This is a genomic window from Pyxidicoccus sp. M6 (assembly GCF_055568925.1).
This window is the reverse complement of the sequence record NZ_CM145714.1, coordinates 13,264,652-13,278,949: the sequence shown is the minus strand read 5'-3', so window position 1 is coordinate 13,278,949 and position 14,298 is coordinate 13,264,652. Positions and strand designations below refer to the sequence as shown.

The following is a 14,298-nucleotide window of genomic DNA, read 5'->3' as shown; positions in this document are numbered from 1 at the left end:
CATTCTACTCCAGCACCGGGGAGGGCCAGGCTCCACTCAGGAGATGACCCACGCGGCCGACACGTTCCAGCCGTCCAGCGAGCCGCTCTCCTGCGCGGACAGGCCCGAGGTGGTCTTCCAGGTGATGTTGTTCTTGCCGACGGAAGGAATGGCCCACTCGAGGGAGAACGTCTCGCCATTGGGCGCCGCGTACATGACGTAGCCGTTGGCGGCGTTGGAGAAATTGCCGGGGCTGATGAACTGCCCGCTCTGGTTGGGAGCGATGGAGGCCGGCGGTGCCTGCACCCACGGCAGGGCGGAGGCGGAGTTCACGAGGGTGAGGGACCCCGAGGTCTGATTGACGAGCGTGGCCTTGAGGCTCTCGGTCGTCTGGGGAGAGGGCTGCTCGTTCGTGGGCTTGGGGACGGAGACGGTCGGCATGGCAGGGCTCCTTCGAGTTCGAGATGGGACGCGCCGGGAGTTCCGTTCGCGCCTGCCGTCCCCTTGTGCAGCGCATGTGCCAGGGCCTGTCGCGGGCGTTCCTCTCTCCTCTGCGTCGGGGGCTTTCGAGCGTCGAATGGGGCCGCGTGCGACGTGTCGGAGAACGCGGGGCGACATGTCGGCCGTGTGTCGGGCGCGCTACCGACGCACCCAGGGCCGCAGGACTTCGTACACGGGCACGGCGGTGAGGCTGGCGCGCTCGGCCTTCACCAGCTTGCGCCGCTTGAGCAGGCGCAGCGCGGCCTGCACCGCGCTCTTGGACAGGCCGGTGTCCTCGGCGACCTGTGCGAGGCTCGCCGCCACCTTGCGCTCACGCGAGCCGGCCGAGCGGTGCCACAGGTGCAGGTACACGAGGAACGCGGACGGCGAGCGGTCATGTCCCACCAGGTCCGGCATCAGCGTCTCGACGATGTACGCGTCCAGGGGGACGGTGCTCATGCGCTATGGTCCATATCGCTATAGTGCCCGGCACTATAGTGCATAAGCGGCGCCTTCCCCCGGCCCGCAATCCGCGCTACCAGAATCTCCGCGAGCCCGGCGGTGGCGGGCGTGGAGACAGCCGACATGATCAAGATGGTGAAGTTCGTCAGCATCCCGGTGGGCGACCAGGACCGGGCCCTCGCGTTCTACACGGAGAAGCTCGGCTTCAAGGTGGCCACCGACCAGCAGTTCAACGAGAAGCAGCGCTGGATTGAGCTGCGCATCCCCGGGGCGGAGACGAACGTCGTCCTCTTCACGCCCGAGGGCCATGAGAATCGCGTCGGCGGCTTCTTCAACGGCTCGTTCGCCTGCGACGACGTGATGAAGACCTACGAGACGCTGAGCGCGCGCGGCGTGGAGTTCACCGGGCCGCCGCAGAAGCAGCCCTGGGGCACCTTCGCCATGTTCAAGGACCCGGACGGGAACCAGTTCGTGCTCTCGTCGCGCTGACGTGGGAGCGCCCGTGCCTACGACTTCCGCACCTTCTTCGCCGGCTGCGAGTCCACCCACTCGGCCATGACGTCCGCGTGGCAGGGGCCGGGCTTGCAGAAGCAGCCCAGGCGCTTGCCGCGCAGGCCCAGCACGGCGGCGCGGTAGTCCGCGTCGTGCTTCGCGCGCAGCTCCAGGTACCAGCGGAAGGACTCGAAGGCGTCCTCGTCGGGGCCCATGCGGTGCAGGGCCTCGGCGCGGATGCGCTCCTGTTCCTCCGCCGGCAGCGCGGAGAGCCACGGGGCGAAGTAGTTGCGGAGCATCGCGGCCGGAGTGCGCACGCCTCCGGGCTTGAACGGATTGCCGAAGCGGCCGGGCACCGGGTTGATGGGGCTCGGCTTCGCGTAGGCGCGGAAGGCGCGGCCCACGTAGACGTCACAGCCGTCACGGACGTGGACCGCGGTGGTGCGCTGTTTCCCGCTCATGCTTCCGAGGCCTCGCGCCTACTTCTTGCCCTTCTTCTTGCCCGAGGCGGGCACGGCGGCCGGCGTGACGGACTGCTCGATGACGGTCTTCAAGTCGTCGCGCTCCTTCACCGCGGCGGCGAGCTCACCTTCCAGCTCGGTGACCTTCTCCTGCAGCGCCTTGTTCTCCGCGCGCAGCGAGTCCGCGTCCTTCTTCGCGGTGTTCGCCTCGATTTTGGCCTTGTTCAGCTCGCGCGAGGAACTGCCACACCCGACGAGGGGAACCACCGTCAGCGCCACCACAGCCATCCATGCCTTCATCTGTTCGTGCTCCTGGTTGTTTCAGGCCCAACGAGTGCGGGCCGGAAGGGTTGCGTCACTCAGTGATAGTAGCTGACCAGTCCCCGGCCCTGCGCGGCGGCGTCTCGGAACCAGCCGCGCACGCACTCCACGATGGCGCCGGTTTCACCGCGAGGAGTCTTCGCGCCCTCGAAGGCGGCGGCGACCTTCTTCACCTCGGCCTCGCCGACCCAGCCGGTGAGGGGGAAGTCGTCGGGGGAGGGAAGCTTGATGGGGAGGCGCGAGCCGTAGAGGTCATCGAGCTCGAAGGGCACGTCCATCTTCTTCAGCGCGGCATTCACGGGCGCGAAGTCGGGCGAGCTCCACGGGTACACGGCGCCGTTGTCGAGGAAGCGTCCGAAGTGCTCGACGAGGAGCTTGAAGCCGTAGGTGTAGACGGCGCCGCGCGCATCCGGAGGCACGGTTCCGTCGATGATTTGCCGGAGCGCCTCGTAGGTGTTGGGTCCGCCGGAGGCGATGGAGTCCTCGAAGAGCTCATCGAGCCGGGCGAGGTCGCGCTTGAAGCGGCCGCCAATCATGCGGCGGAGCTTCTCGTCCTTCGAGCCGGCGGCCTGCTTCAGCTTGTTCGTGTCCACCGCCCACACCATGAAGCCGTAACCCACGTTGTGCCCCCGTGCCGTGTCGCCTTCGGATGAAGACACCGCTTCGAGTGGACCGCAATACCCGAGAACGGCTCAGCCGATGTACTCGTGAATCCACACGTCCTCGAGGCCCCAGGTGAAGAGCAGCCGGTGGCGCGAGAGGACGGTGAAGCCCTGGGCCTCCACGGGGCGCGTCACGGTGAGGATGCGCGTGCCGGGGCGGCAGGTGCGGAGGCGCTCGATGAGGCGGGTGCGCGTCTCCGGAGTGAGGGCGGTCCAGTTGGTGAAGACGTGGGTGGCGTCGGAGAGGTCCGCGAGCGTCGCGTCACCGACGATGAGCTCCGCGCCCGCGCGCTTCAGGGGACCGGAGGCGAGCGCGACATGGCTCGGGAGCAGCTCCACACCGCGAGCCGAAGCGCCGAGCCACCGGGCGGCGATCAACGTGCGCCCGCGTCCCGCGCCCAGGTCCACGAGGTGGCCGTGGCTGTCGAGCCCGGACTTCCGGAAGAGCCACAGCGCGGTGTGGACGGGAGTCTCGCCGTACATGAGCTCGTTGAAGGTCTGCCCGCTGGCCTGGAGGAGGCGCGTCAGCTCGAAGGAGCGGCGCGCGCGATAGGGCGAGACGAGGGCTTCACGGAGCCACAGGCCGAGGTACGGAGTGAGCAGGCGCGGACGCAGGAGGAGTACCGAGAGGTCTCCGAGCCGCGTGAGCAGCTCCAGGACCATGGACCAGATGCGGATGACGACGAGCCGTGGGAAGGACACGGCGAAGTCGTCCTGCGTGTCGCCGTGTGTCGGCTTCACCGGCGCCATCGCCACTCCAGGCCGCCGGGGAGTGGCTCGGCCGCGAGCTCCAGGTGGAGCACGCGCCGATGCCCTGGCTGCGTCGCGGGAGACGAGGCGTGGAGGAGGAGCGGATGGAAGGCGAGCACGTCTCCCCGTCGGGCGAGACACGTCACGGGTTGTGCACGGGCCTTCCAAGCATCGATGTCCGTTTCGGAGAGTCGGCCCGAGAGATGGGAGCGGGGGAGCACGCGCACGGGACCGTTCTCTTCGCCGCAGTCATCCAGGTGGATGCGCAGGGCCAGCATCCGCGCGAGGAGCGGGTCCGGTGCATGGGTGTGCAGCACGCCTTCCTTCTGCGTCCACGGGCCGAAGCCCGGAACGTCGCGGCGCTCCTGCACGGCGATGGTGAGGTCCTGATGCCAGCGCACCTTCCAGTTCGCCTCGGGCGTCTTGTCGAAGAGGATGGCGCGCACCACGAAGCACTCCGGTCCGAGGACGGCCTGCGCCAGCCGGCGGACCCCTGATTCGCTGGAGGCCGCGGACATGGTGGCGGGCACGTCGAGCACGTTGCGCTGACCCCCACGGCGCCTGCCTTCCTCTTCTCCGTGCGAGGAGGCGAAGGCGTCATCCAGGGCCTCGAGCAGACTCGCGGAGGCGGCACCGCTCGCGAGGGCGAAGCCGTCGTCCTCGAGTGCCTGGACGAACGATGCCTCCACGGTCTCTGGATTGGCGGAACCCATGTCCGAAGACCGTCACATCTCGTGAGTGATTGTCCAGGGGCTCGGGAGCGGGGACCTGCTGCGTCGATTACGTGGAGCGCCGCGAGTGCCGTCCCGAGCGCAGGAAGGCGAGCATCGCGGCCTTGTCACCCGTGGCCAGCACGTAGGGGATGCCTGCGGACACGAGGCCCTGTCGAGCGGCGAGCGCATCCACGGCCTGCTGTGCGTTCGTGAGCTGCACACCGGCGCCACCGCCGCCGAGCACGAGCGGTGCACCCAGCTTGAGGTCCAGCACCACGACCTGGCGCTTCTCCGGGCGTGGCTCCGACATGTCCACGACGACGAAGTCTCCGGCGAAGCGGCGCTGGTCACAGCGGAAGACCCACATGTTCCGCTTGCGGCTCAGCAATTCGCGCACGAAGGGTTTCTCGTCGCTCTTCAGTGCATAGCGCTCGGACAGGAGGGCGGCGGTGGAGAGCGGAAAGCCCTCCTCCTTCGCGAGCAGCAGCGCCCACGGATTCGCATGCCCGAGCAGCGGCAGCGTGACGGGGAGGATGATGGGAGGCTCGCGTGGCATGCGTGGGAGGTTTCCGCTGGTGGCAATCCACGAGGGTGCTGCGCGAATTGCATCCACGCGCATTGTCTCCGCGCAGCGGAGACAATTGCGAGTGCCCGCACCGGAACCCGCATGAGGTGCACCGGGGGGGCCACCCGCGGGCGAGAAGCTCACGCGGTTGAAGTCCCTCTCCTGACACGTGTCGCGAGACCGCCCATTCCCTGGAGCGCCATGAACCGGCGGTGGACCGCGGCGCCCGGCGAGTGCGTGGCTCGCGCGGGCGCGCGTTGAGCCGCGGAGCAGGTCAGGTGCCACGCTCCGCTAGAGGGACGAGAGAGGGACGCGCCTCATGGGAGCGCGTCACCGTCGGCATGCAGGGATGGATGTATTGTATCTGACATATATATGCCAAAGTAATCTGGTGACATCATGTGCCACGAAACTGGAGCAGTCCCAGGCCGGACCTGGCACTCGTATGCCGCGGTAATCGAATATCGGAGATGCGCCCGTGCCCTGGTCGCGCGGCGTCGCGTGCGCGTTTCCCCGGCGGGGTGAGGGTATCGGGCGAATACAAGGGGCCCGTGCGATGAACCTTGTCAGAGGCTACGCGGTCATCGACGACGAGATGCGAATCGACGGGATGCGCCTCATAGAGGTGCGTCACGCGCCCGCGCTCGTCGTGCCTACGCACGCGCACGACACGGCGAAAATCGGCGTCTTGCTGGCAGGCGGGGGCAGTGAACGGGCCGGGCTCGAGCTCGAGAGTCACACGCCGCTCGCCCTCTTCACGCGGCGCCCCTTTCGCTCTCACGAAAACCAATACCATGCGCGGGGCGCTCACTTGCTGTTCGTCCAGTTGGACCCCGACGACCGACGGGCGCGCGCCGCGATTGACCCGCCCCGCCTCGGTCTCGCTACCGCCATCGAGCTCGGACAGCTCCTGGTGCGGGCGTTCGGCGAGCCCCGCTCGTGCCGGGCCCGTCTCGTACGCGATGCGGCCCACATGATTCTGCGCACGCTCGATGAAATGCCCCGACCGCGTCCGCCAGCCTGGCTCGAAGAGGCCCGCGAGCTCCTCGTGGCGAACATGGCCCGGCCGCCAACGCTGAGCGAGCTCGGGCGCATCGTCGGCGCGCACCCCGTGCACCTCGCGCAATCGTTTCGCGCTCACTGGGGCGTGACGACGCGCCACTACTTGCGCGCCCATCGCGTGTTTCGCGCGATGGAGCTCATCGACCGAGGGGTCGGGCTCGCCGAAGCGGCGGCGGCGGTCGGCTTCGCCGATCAGAGTCATATGACGAGGGCCATTCGTCGCGAGCGGGGCGCCCCGCCGGGGGCGCTGCGACGGCAATCGCCGACGTGAGACGCGTTCACGACCCCTAATCGCGTTCAAGAGCCGCCGTACGCCCGCGGGTAGCGTGAGCCTTCGACGGACCCCCACGTCACCCGCACGCTGGAGAGGTGCCTGGGTCCGAGCCAACGCACGCGTCACACGAGGAGGACCCGGTCGTGGAGAAATCAATCGCGCGCATCGAACCGACGGGGGCCAATCACACGGCCTGGGCGTTCGTGGCCCTCGCTCTTGCCACCCTCACCTCGCAGGCCTGCGCAGCGGGCGCGCACAAGGCCGGCGAGGCGGTAGAGGAGACCGCGCCGGTGAAGACGACCGGGGGCGAGACGGTCCGGCACGAGCCAGGCCCCCTCGACGCGCCAGAGCGCCGGGCCGCCCCGGCCACCCCCGCCAACCCGCTGCTGGAGCCCTGGACGGGCCCCCATGGCGGAGTGCCGCCCTTCGACCGGGTGAAGGTCGAGCAGTTCGAGCCGGCGTTCGAGGTCGCGATGGAGGAGAACCGGCGCGAGCTTGCCGCCATCCTTCGCACGAAGGAGGCCCCCACCTTCGAGAACACCATCGCCGCGCTGGAGGACGCGGGCCGGACGTTCAACCGCGTCTACGAGGTCTACAACGCCTGGTCCAACGTGATGAACACGCCCGACTTCCAGCAGGTCGAGCGCGCCATGGCGCCCCGGCTGGCGGCCTTCTGGGACGAGCAGTCCCAAGACCTCGCCCTCTTCCAGCGCGTCCAGGCCGTCCATGACTCGCGCGAGCTGGCGCGGCTGACGCCCGAGCAGCGGCGCCTCGTCCAGTACTACTACCGGGACTTCGCCCGCGCCGGCGCGAAGCTCGACACCCCGGGCCGCAAGCGCGTCGCCGAGCTCAACCAGCGACTCGCCGCCCTCTACACGTCCTTCCGGCAGAACGTGCTCGCCGACGAGGCGAACGCGGTGGTCATCGACAACGAGGCGGACCTCGCGGGACTGCCGGAGGCCCTGCGCAAGGCCGGGGCAACCGAAGCCGAGGCACGCGGCCTGAAAGGCCGATGGGTGGTGTCCAATACCCGCTCGGCCGTGGCGGACTTCCTCACGTACCTGGACAACCGGGCGCTGCGGGAGAAGGTGTGGCGCAACTACGACGGCCGGGGCGACCACGGCGACGCGCACGACAACAACGCCATCGTCAGCGAAATCCTCGCCCTGCGCGCCGAGAAGGCCCGGCTGCTGGGCTTCCCCACGTACGCGCACCGACAGCTCGAGGGGACCATGGTGGCCGCGCCCGAGCGCGCCCTGAAGCTGCTGATGGACACCTGGGCCCCTTCCGTCGCCCAGGTGCGCGCGGACGTCGCCGCGATGCGGGCGCTGGCCCGGCGCTCCGGACTGACGGAGGACCTCGCTCCGTGGGACTACCGCTACCTCGCGGAGAAGGTGCGCAAGGCGAAGTATGACTTCGACGACACCGAGGTGAAGCCCTACCTCCAGATCGAGAAGCTGAGGGAAGGCATGTTCTGGGTGGCCGGCGAGCTGTTCGGCTACACCTTCGCCCCCGCGGTCGGCGTGCCCGTCTACCACCCGGACGTGCGTGTCTTCGAGGTGAAGGAGGGCGCCAGCGGGCGTCACGTGGGGCTCTTGTACTTCGACCCCTATGCGCGCCAGGGCAAGTACAACGGCGGACAGACAGACCCGTACCGCGTGCAGGAGCGATTCCGGGGAGAAGTCACCCCCATCGTGTCGAACAGCATGCCCTTCGTGAAGCCGGGGCCCGGGGAGGTCGCCCTGCTCGGCTGGCGCGACGCGCAGACGCTCTTCCACGAGTTCGGCCACGCGCTGCACGTGCTGAGCTCCAGCGTGTCCCATCCGTCCCTGAGTGGCATCCGCGTGGTGGACGACTACGCGGAGTTTCCGGGCGAGCTGCTGGAGCGCTGGGTAGCGACGCCCGAGGTGCTGGGCCGCTTCGCGGTGCACCACAAGACGGGCAAGCCGATGCCGCCGGCCCTGCTGGCGAAAATCCAGAAGGCCGCGACGTTCAACCAGGGTTTCTCCATGGTGAGCCTCCTCACCTCCGCGCTGGTGGAGATGAAGCTGCACCTGGCGAAGGACCAGCCCCTGGACCCGGATGCGTTCGAGCGAGACACGCTCCAGCAGCTCGGGGCCCCGGCGGAGGTCGGCATGAGCTCCCGAATGCCGCACTTCGGCCATGTCTTCGCGAGCGACGCGTACGCCGCCGGCTTCTACATGTACATCTGGGCGGACGTGCTGGCCGCCGACGCGTTCGAGGCCTTCCGGCAGGCCGGGCGGCTGCACGACCCCGAGCTGGCGGCGCGGCTGCGGCGGCACGTGCTCTCCGCGGGCAACACCGTGGACCCGTTCGAGGGCTACCGCGCGTTCCGCGGCCGGGACGCCACCAGCGAGGCCCTGATGCGGGAGCGCGGCATCCGCTAGCGCTCGGCTCGCGCTCGTGCCGGAGCCGCCACGCCGCGCTGGCGCCTTTCGCCCATGCCCACCACCCTCAACCCTGTCCCTCTCCGCCCATGCGCTGGCACCTCATCCTCCTCGTCACACTCGGTTGCCTCCACTGCACCCATGCGCCCGAAGCCCCACGGGCCATCACCGCACCCACGCCGGCAGCCACCGCTCCGAGCTGGCCCGAGCCCCAGCCGCCCCGGCTGCGCCTGCCCGACACCGTGCGGCCGGTTCGCTATGCGGTGGACCTGACGCTCCTCCCCGCCGAGCCCACCTATACCGGAGCCGTCACCATCGACGTGGAGGTCCACGAGCCGGTGCGCCAGATATGGCTGCACGCGCAGGACCTCCAGGTGACCCGGGCGCGAGTCATCACCAGCGGACGGAGCGTGGAGGCCAGGGCTGTCACCGCCGATGAAGGCCGGCTGGGCCTGCTGCTCCCCGAGCCGCTCGGCGCCGGCCCGGCCCGGCTCTCGCTCACCTTCACGGGCCGCGCGGACCGCGAGCGCAGCCAGGGCCTCTACGTCGTGGAGGAAGGCGGTGAGCCCTACCTCTACACGGTCTTCCAGCCCATCGACGCGCGTCGAGCCTTCCCGTGCTTCGACGAGCCGGGTTTCAAGGTGCCCTGGCGCCTGCGCCTCACGGTGAAGCAGGAGCACGTGGCTCTCGCCAACCACGCCGTGGTCTCCGAGGAGCCGCTGCCCGGCGGCCTCAAGCGAGTCACCTTCGCCGAGAGCCGCCCCATGCCGAGCTACCTCGTGGCCTTCGTGGTCGGTCCCTTCGACGTGGTCGACGGAGGTTCCATCGGGCGCGCCCACGTGCCCCTGCGCTTCATCGTTCCTCGTGGCCGCGGCCAGGAGACGGCCTACGCGGCCAGCGTCACCCCGCGCATCATCACGCTGCTCGAGGACTTCTTCGACCAGACCTATCCGTACGAGAAGCTCGAGGTGGCCGTCGTGCCCCGCTACAAGGGCACCCTGGAGCATCCAGGCCTCGTCGCGCTGGGGCAGCCCCTCACCCTCATCCGCCCTGAAGAGGAGACGCCGCGGCGACACGAGGCCTATGTGAGCGTCGCCATCCACGAGCTGGGCCACTACTGGTTCGGCAACCTCGTCACGTGCCGGTGGTGGGACGATGTCTGGCTCAACGAGTCCCTCACCACCTGGCTCGAGCAAAAGCTCACGGACCAGTTCGAGCCGGCCTGGCTGTACGAGCGGGCGAGCCAGGCCGACTCCGCCGCGGCCGCGTTCAGCGCGGACTCGCTCACCACCTCGCCGTCCGTGCGCAAGCCCATCGCCACCCAGGACGACATCATCGGCAGCTTCGACAACGCCACGACCTACTCCAAGGGCGCTTCGGTGTTCGCCATGCTGGAAGACTGGCAGGGCAAGGCCCGTGTGCGCGACATGCTGCGCACCCACGTGCGCAAGCACGCCTGGCGGGTGGCGACCTCGGATGACCTCCTGGCCACCATGAGCGAGGCCCTGGGGCCCGACGCGGCCGGTGTCTTCCGCGGCTACATCGACCAGCCAGGAGTCCCTCGCGTCTCAGCGGAGCTGCGGTGCACGCCGGGCATGGCCCCCCAGGTGACGCTGTCCCAGGAGCGCTTCCTGCCCGCCGGCTCGAGCGGCTCCCCGGCGCGGACGTGGCACATCCCCGTGTGCGTTCGCGCGAGCACGGGCAAGAACTCCATGCAATCTCCCGTCTGCACGCTGCTCACCACCACCACGGGCGCGCTGGAGCTGCCGATGGAGGCCTGTCCCTCATGGCTCATGCTCAACGCGGGCGGCACCGGCTACTACCGCGTTGGCTACTCACTCGAGCAGCTCACACGACTCATGTCCGTTCCCAGGGACGAGCTGAGGCCCGAGGAGTGGCTCGCGCTCCTGGCCGACGTGAGCGCTGCCGTGGACCGAGGGGATTTGCCACTCGGAGAGGCCTTGCGGCTCATCCCCGCTGTCACCCCGTCCACCCATCACCTCTTCATCCAGCGCGGCGTCGAGCTCCTCTCCTCCGTCCACGTCGACCTGCTCCCCGAGGCGGACCGCCAGCGCTATCACGAGTGGATTCGCGACCTGTATGGCCCTCGGGCTCGCGAGCTGGGCTGGACGCCCAGGCCTGGCGAGAGCGATGACGTGAAGCAGTTGCGCATGCAGATTGTCGGACTCGTGGCCACCGTGGGCGATCCGGTCCTGCGCAAGGATGCGGACCGGCTCGCCCGGGCCTGGCTCGCGGACCGCGAGTCCGTGAGCTCCGAGGGCATCTGGGTGGTCATGCGGACGGCGGCACTCAATGGCGACCGTTCCCTCTTCGACACGCTGCTCGCACAGGCCCGTGCGACGAAGGACCGCAACGAGCGCTCCAGGCTGCTCGGGATGCTCGGAGCCTTCCGCGACCCGGTGCTCCTGAAGGAGGCGCTCGCGCTGGTGGCCGCGGATGCGCTCGACCTGCGTGACACGCTTGGCATTCTCTACAGGGCCTTCTTCACTCCCGAGTCACGCGGGCAGGCGTGGGACTTCTATCGTCAGCACTTCGACTGGCTCGCCGGCAAGCTGCGCTCCGACCAGCGCAACGGGCTCATCGAGCTGACGGGGAGCCTCTGCGACGAGCAACGCCGTGCCGAGCTCGAGGCCCTGCTGAGTCCTCGCGTGGCACGACTCGCGGGCGGGCCGCGAGCCCTGGCGCGCGCGCTCGAGTCCATTCGACTGTGCATCGAGTCGGAGCGCCGCAACCAGCCGGGTGTGAGGGAGTTCCTCCGCACTCGCGGCAAGGGCGTCAGGAAGCCAGCGCGACGCTGACGGCCCTGTGGAACAGCGGGTTGCCGCTGCTCCCCCGATTCACGGAGGCCTCGATACTGGGAGCCGAACAGGTGGGGCTCAGGTTGGAGGCCGTGGCGGAATGACCGTGCGCCAATGGCTGAGCACCCAGTCCTTCGAGGCACAGCGGGATTTTGGCCTGAAGGTTCTTCGCGACATGGGAGTCACGCCGTGAAAGCCGAGTCCTTGAAGAAGGCTTCCGTGCACGAGCTCTCCGTCCTCTACGAGGAGGCCGCTACCCGCCATGGTGAGGCGTCCCAGAATGGCGAGCACCGCGCCGCCAACGCGCAGTACAAGCGGCTCCTTGCCACGTGGAAGGAACTGAGGACCCGGGGTGAAGAGGGCCGTTCGGCACTCCTGCGATTGATGGAAAGCGGCAGCCCACCCGTGCAGGTCTGGGCGGCGTCGCACGTGCTGGAGTTCGCCCCCGCGGCCGCCGAAGCGAAGCTGGAACAGCTCGCCAAGGGGGATGCCGGCACCGTGAGGCTCGACGCCGAGATGACGCTCAAGGAGTGGCGGGCCGGGAACCTGACGTTCCCGGAGGACTGAGCTTCCGACTGCGACTCCGCACCGAGGCGGGAGGACATCAAGACCGCGCTGGAGCGCATCCAGGCCACGGGCGTGAAGCTCACGGAGGTGTCGCTCCGTCCGGGGTACGGTCCTTATCGTGCCTCCCCAATCTCCAGCCCCCGTAGCTTGTGGCGCTTCCAGTCGTCGAACTCATCGCGAATGGCGGCGCGATCTTCAGGTTTGGAGGCGCTCTTTGCCCGCTGTTCCAGCGTGTTGAGTTTGGCCAGGGTGTCTGAGCCGTCCACTGCATTACCTGCCTTGGCCCGCAGCCGTTGCCTGGCCTCACGAATAGAGGCGAGCAGGTCACGTTGGTTGGCTTCCCCCTGGGTGTCTGCAGAAGCTTGCACCGGAGCTGTTGGATTGAGCTGCTGCTCTTTCCAGGCGTAAAGCTTATCAAGAATGATGCCGCGCTCCTTGAGTGTGGTGATGGTCCGCGCGCGTTCGCGCAGTCCGTTGAGGTGCTGCAGGGCGTTCGAACCATCGACTGCATTTCCTGCCTTATTGCGAAGCCATTGCTCGAACTTTGCTACATCGGCGACCGTCTTTTCCCGGAGCGCTTGCTCATCCTGTTGGGGCGCGCTCTGCGTTGGTCTGAGCTCCTTGGCTTGCTGAGCGTGTGGTGGAGCCTCTGCCGGAGGCGCGTCCGTGGGTTTGAGGGCACTGGCTGTGGGCGGAGAGGACTCTTGTTGCCGATGCGCGGTTTGCACCTCCGGTGGAGGAGGCATGGGGAGATGCAGGAGCCGGCCCGCTGCCTTCTCGCTCGGCTGCGCCACTGCTTCCTTGCTTGGGGGTTGGCGCTCACCGGACTTCTGGCCCGTTCCCCTGTACAGCCTGTTCTTCTTGCCGAGTGACGTCGAAGAAGAGGTTCGTGTCGGCGGGGGCTCCGACGCGGGCTGGGCGGCTTCGACTGCATCTTCGGAGGATGCAATCTCCTGGACCCTCGGCGCGGACTCCTTCGACGGTTGCTCGGGCGTAGCTGCCGCCTCGGGCGCGCGTTCGGCAGGCTCGGGCGAACCCGGCTGGGGCGCTTCCACGGAGGCCATGGTGGGGACGGGTCGAGGCTCCGCCACGACAGGCGTCGTTGGACCGTCATCAGGTCGAGCGGGCCAGAGCAGCCACGTCCCACCCGCGACGCCCGCCACGAGTGCCGCACCGGCAATCCAGCGCGGCGCCCGGCTTACTTTCGGAGCAGGGGAGCGCGCCTCTTCCAACGAGGTGGTTCGCGTTCGCTCTTCCGGAATGTGCGAAGGCGCGGGGGCAGGCTTCTTCGCGGAGGCTAGCGAAAGCGCCGTTCGGGGAATGCGCTTCAGTGCCTGGCGCACCGCCTCCGCGGACTCAGGGCGGAGCGCCGGTTTCTTCGCCAGGAGTTGGAGCACCAGTGTGTCGAACTCGGGAGGAATGCCGGATGCCCGTGACGAGGGATGCGGCGGTGTCTGTTCGATGTGAGCGAACATCACCTGGAAGTGCTCGCCGTTGAAGGGGCGCGCACCGGTGAGCATCTGGAACGCGATGATTCCCACCGCGTACAGGTCCGTCGCGGGGGTGACGGTTTCGCCGCGAATCTGCTCGGGGGCCATGAACTCCGGCGTCCCGAGGACGGCACCCTCCACCGTGGTGGGCCCGTCGTGAGACTGCACCAGCTTGGCGATGCCGAAGTCGACCAGCTTGACGGAGCGGTTGCCGTCCACGCCTTCGGCGAGGAAGACGTTGCCGGGCTTCAGGTCCCGGTGGACGACGCCAGCCCGGTGGGCGGCACCCAGCGCGGCGAGCATCTGGTCGAGAATCCAGACTGAGGTGTCGACGTCGAGCCGCCCCTGCTGGCGGATGAGGGCCGACAGCGACTGTCCCTGGAGCAGCTCCATGACGATGTAGGGGCGCCCATCGGGAAGGTTGCCGAAGCCGAAGATGTCGATGATGCCCGGGTGACGGATGGCATTCACGGAGCGGGCTTCAATCAGCAGCCGTTCCACCTGCTGCTCGGAGACGAGCTCCGCACGCAGCACCTTGATGGCCACCTGCTTGCCAATCAGCGGATGGACCGCGCGATAGACAACGCCCATGCCTCCAGAGCCAATGCGCTCCTGGACGAGGTACTCGCCGACCTTCGCCGAAAGCAGCGGGTCCGTGGCGAGCTCTGCCACGCCAGCCAACTTCTTTTCCCTCTCGCTCATGACCTCGCTCGGGGGCTTTCGAGAAAAGCCTCGCCGAGCGGTTATATCGCCGGAGCAAGGAACCCCAGGGGTGTCAGGAGTGACACGGTTG

At 68.5% G+C, this 14,298-nt stretch carries 14 protein-coding genes; 5 read left to right on the top strand and 9 right to left on the bottom strand.

Annotation, left to right across the window (positions count from 1 at the left end; all coding sequences use genetic code 11):
• Nucleotides 1–36: 36 nt before the first annotated feature.
• Together ACVTJA_RS52600 and ACVTJA_RS52595 are read right to left on the bottom strand one after the other, a co-directional pair.
• Nucleotides 37–420 (bottom strand): hypothetical protein, encoded by a 384-nt coding sequence (locus tag ACVTJA_RS52600; RefSeq protein WP_465832525.1) that lies wholly within the window; start codon nucleotides 418–420, stop codon nucleotides 37–39.
• Between the two features lie 198 nt (nucleotides 421–618).
• Nucleotides 619–918, bottom strand: a complete 300-nt coding sequence (locus ACVTJA_RS52595; protein ID WP_465832523.1) for a hypothetical protein — start codon at nucleotides 916–918, stop codon at nucleotides 619–621.
• 126 nt (nucleotides 919–1,044) lie between these two features.
• On the opposite strand from ACVTJA_RS52595, the gene ACVTJA_RS52590 reads away from it, so the two are divergent.
• On the top strand, nucleotides 1,045–1,410 hold the full coding sequence (locus ACVTJA_RS52590; protein WP_465832522.1) for a VOC family protein: 366 nt from the start codon (nucleotides 1,045–1,047) through the stop codon (nucleotides 1,408–1,410).
• A gap of 17 nt (nucleotides 1,411–1,427) precedes the next feature.
• Here the strand turns inward: ACVTJA_RS52590 and ACVTJA_RS52585 are convergent, their stop codons facing one another.
• From ACVTJA_RS52585 to ACVTJA_RS52560, 6 genes are all read right to left on the bottom strand, one after another.
• Nucleotides 1,428–1,874 carry a DUF4326 domain-containing protein gene (locus ACVTJA_RS52585; RefSeq protein WP_465832520.1) on the bottom strand — a complete coding sequence of 149 codons (447 nt, stop codon included), beginning with the start codon at nucleotides 1,872–1,874 and terminating at the stop codon, nucleotides 1,428–1,430.
• Between the two features lie 18 nt (nucleotides 1,875–1,892).
• The gene (locus ACVTJA_RS52580) at nucleotides 1,893–2,174 is read right to left on the bottom strand and encodes a hypothetical protein (protein WP_465832519.1); all 282 of its coding nucleotides are present in this window, start codon (nucleotides 2,172–2,174) and stop codon (nucleotides 1,893–1,895) included.
• Nucleotides 2,175–2,233: 59 nt separating this feature from the next.
• Nucleotides 2,234–2,854, bottom strand: a complete 621-nt coding sequence (locus ACVTJA_RS52575) for a DUF7691 family protein (protein ID WP_465832518.1) — start codon at nucleotides 2,852–2,854, stop codon at nucleotides 2,234–2,236.
• 33 nt (nucleotides 2,855–2,887) lie between these two features.
• On the bottom strand, nucleotides 2,888–3,607 hold the full coding sequence (locus tag ACVTJA_RS52570) for a class I SAM-dependent methyltransferase (protein ID WP_465832516.1): 720 nt from the start codon (nucleotides 3,605–3,607) through the stop codon (nucleotides 2,888–2,890).
• Nucleotides 3,595–4,320 (bottom strand): phytanoyl-CoA dioxygenase family protein, encoded by a 726-nt coding sequence (locus ACVTJA_RS52565; protein WP_465832514.1) that lies wholly within the window; start codon nucleotides 4,318–4,320, stop codon nucleotides 3,595–3,597. The genes ACVTJA_RS52570 and ACVTJA_RS52565 overlap by 13 nt, the downstream gene beginning before the upstream one ends.
• Nucleotides 4,321–4,387: 67 nt before the next feature.
• Entirely contained in the window at nucleotides 4,388–4,876 is a 489-nt protein-coding gene (locus ACVTJA_RS52560) for a hypothetical protein (RefSeq protein ID WP_465832512.1), read from the bottom strand.
• A gap of 565 nt (nucleotides 4,877–5,441) precedes the next feature.
• On the opposite strand from ACVTJA_RS52560, the gene ACVTJA_RS52555 reads away from it, so the two are divergent.
• The 4 genes from ACVTJA_RS52555 to ACVTJA_RS52540 all read left to right on the top strand — a co-directional run bounded on the left by ACVTJA_RS52555 (nucleotide 5,442) and on the right by ACVTJA_RS52540 (nucleotide 12,015).
• The gene (locus ACVTJA_RS52555; protein WP_465832511.1) at nucleotides 5,442–6,218 is read left to right on the top strand and encodes a helix-turn-helix domain-containing protein; all 777 of its coding nucleotides are present in this window, start codon (nucleotides 5,442–5,444) and stop codon (nucleotides 6,216–6,218) included.
• 476 nt (nucleotides 6,219–6,694) lie between these two features.
• Nucleotides 6,695–8,629, top strand: coding sequence for a M3 family metallopeptidase (locus ACVTJA_RS52550; protein ID WP_465840739.1), 1,935 nt, complete (start codon nucleotides 6,695–6,697; stop codon nucleotides 8,627–8,629).
• Between the two features lie 89 nt (nucleotides 8,630–8,718).
• On the top strand, nucleotides 8,719–11,448 hold the full coding sequence (locus ACVTJA_RS52545; RefSeq protein ID WP_465832509.1) for an ERAP1-like C-terminal domain-containing protein: 2,730 nt from the start codon (nucleotides 8,719–8,721) through the stop codon (nucleotides 11,446–11,448).
• 189 nt (nucleotides 11,449–11,637) lie between these two features.
• Nucleotides 11,638–12,015, top strand: coding sequence for a DUF2019 domain-containing protein (locus tag ACVTJA_RS52540; RefSeq protein WP_465832508.1), 378 nt, complete (start codon nucleotides 11,638–11,640; stop codon nucleotides 12,013–12,015).
• Between the two features lie 113 nt (nucleotides 12,016–12,128).
• Here ACVTJA_RS52540 and ACVTJA_RS52535 read toward each other — a convergent pair whose 3' ends face one another.
• Nucleotides 12,129–14,207, bottom strand: coding sequence for a serine/threonine-protein kinase (locus tag ACVTJA_RS52535; RefSeq protein WP_465832506.1), 2,079 nt, complete (start codon nucleotides 14,205–14,207; stop codon nucleotides 12,129–12,131).
• Nucleotides 14,208–14,298 lie beyond the last annotated feature (91 nt).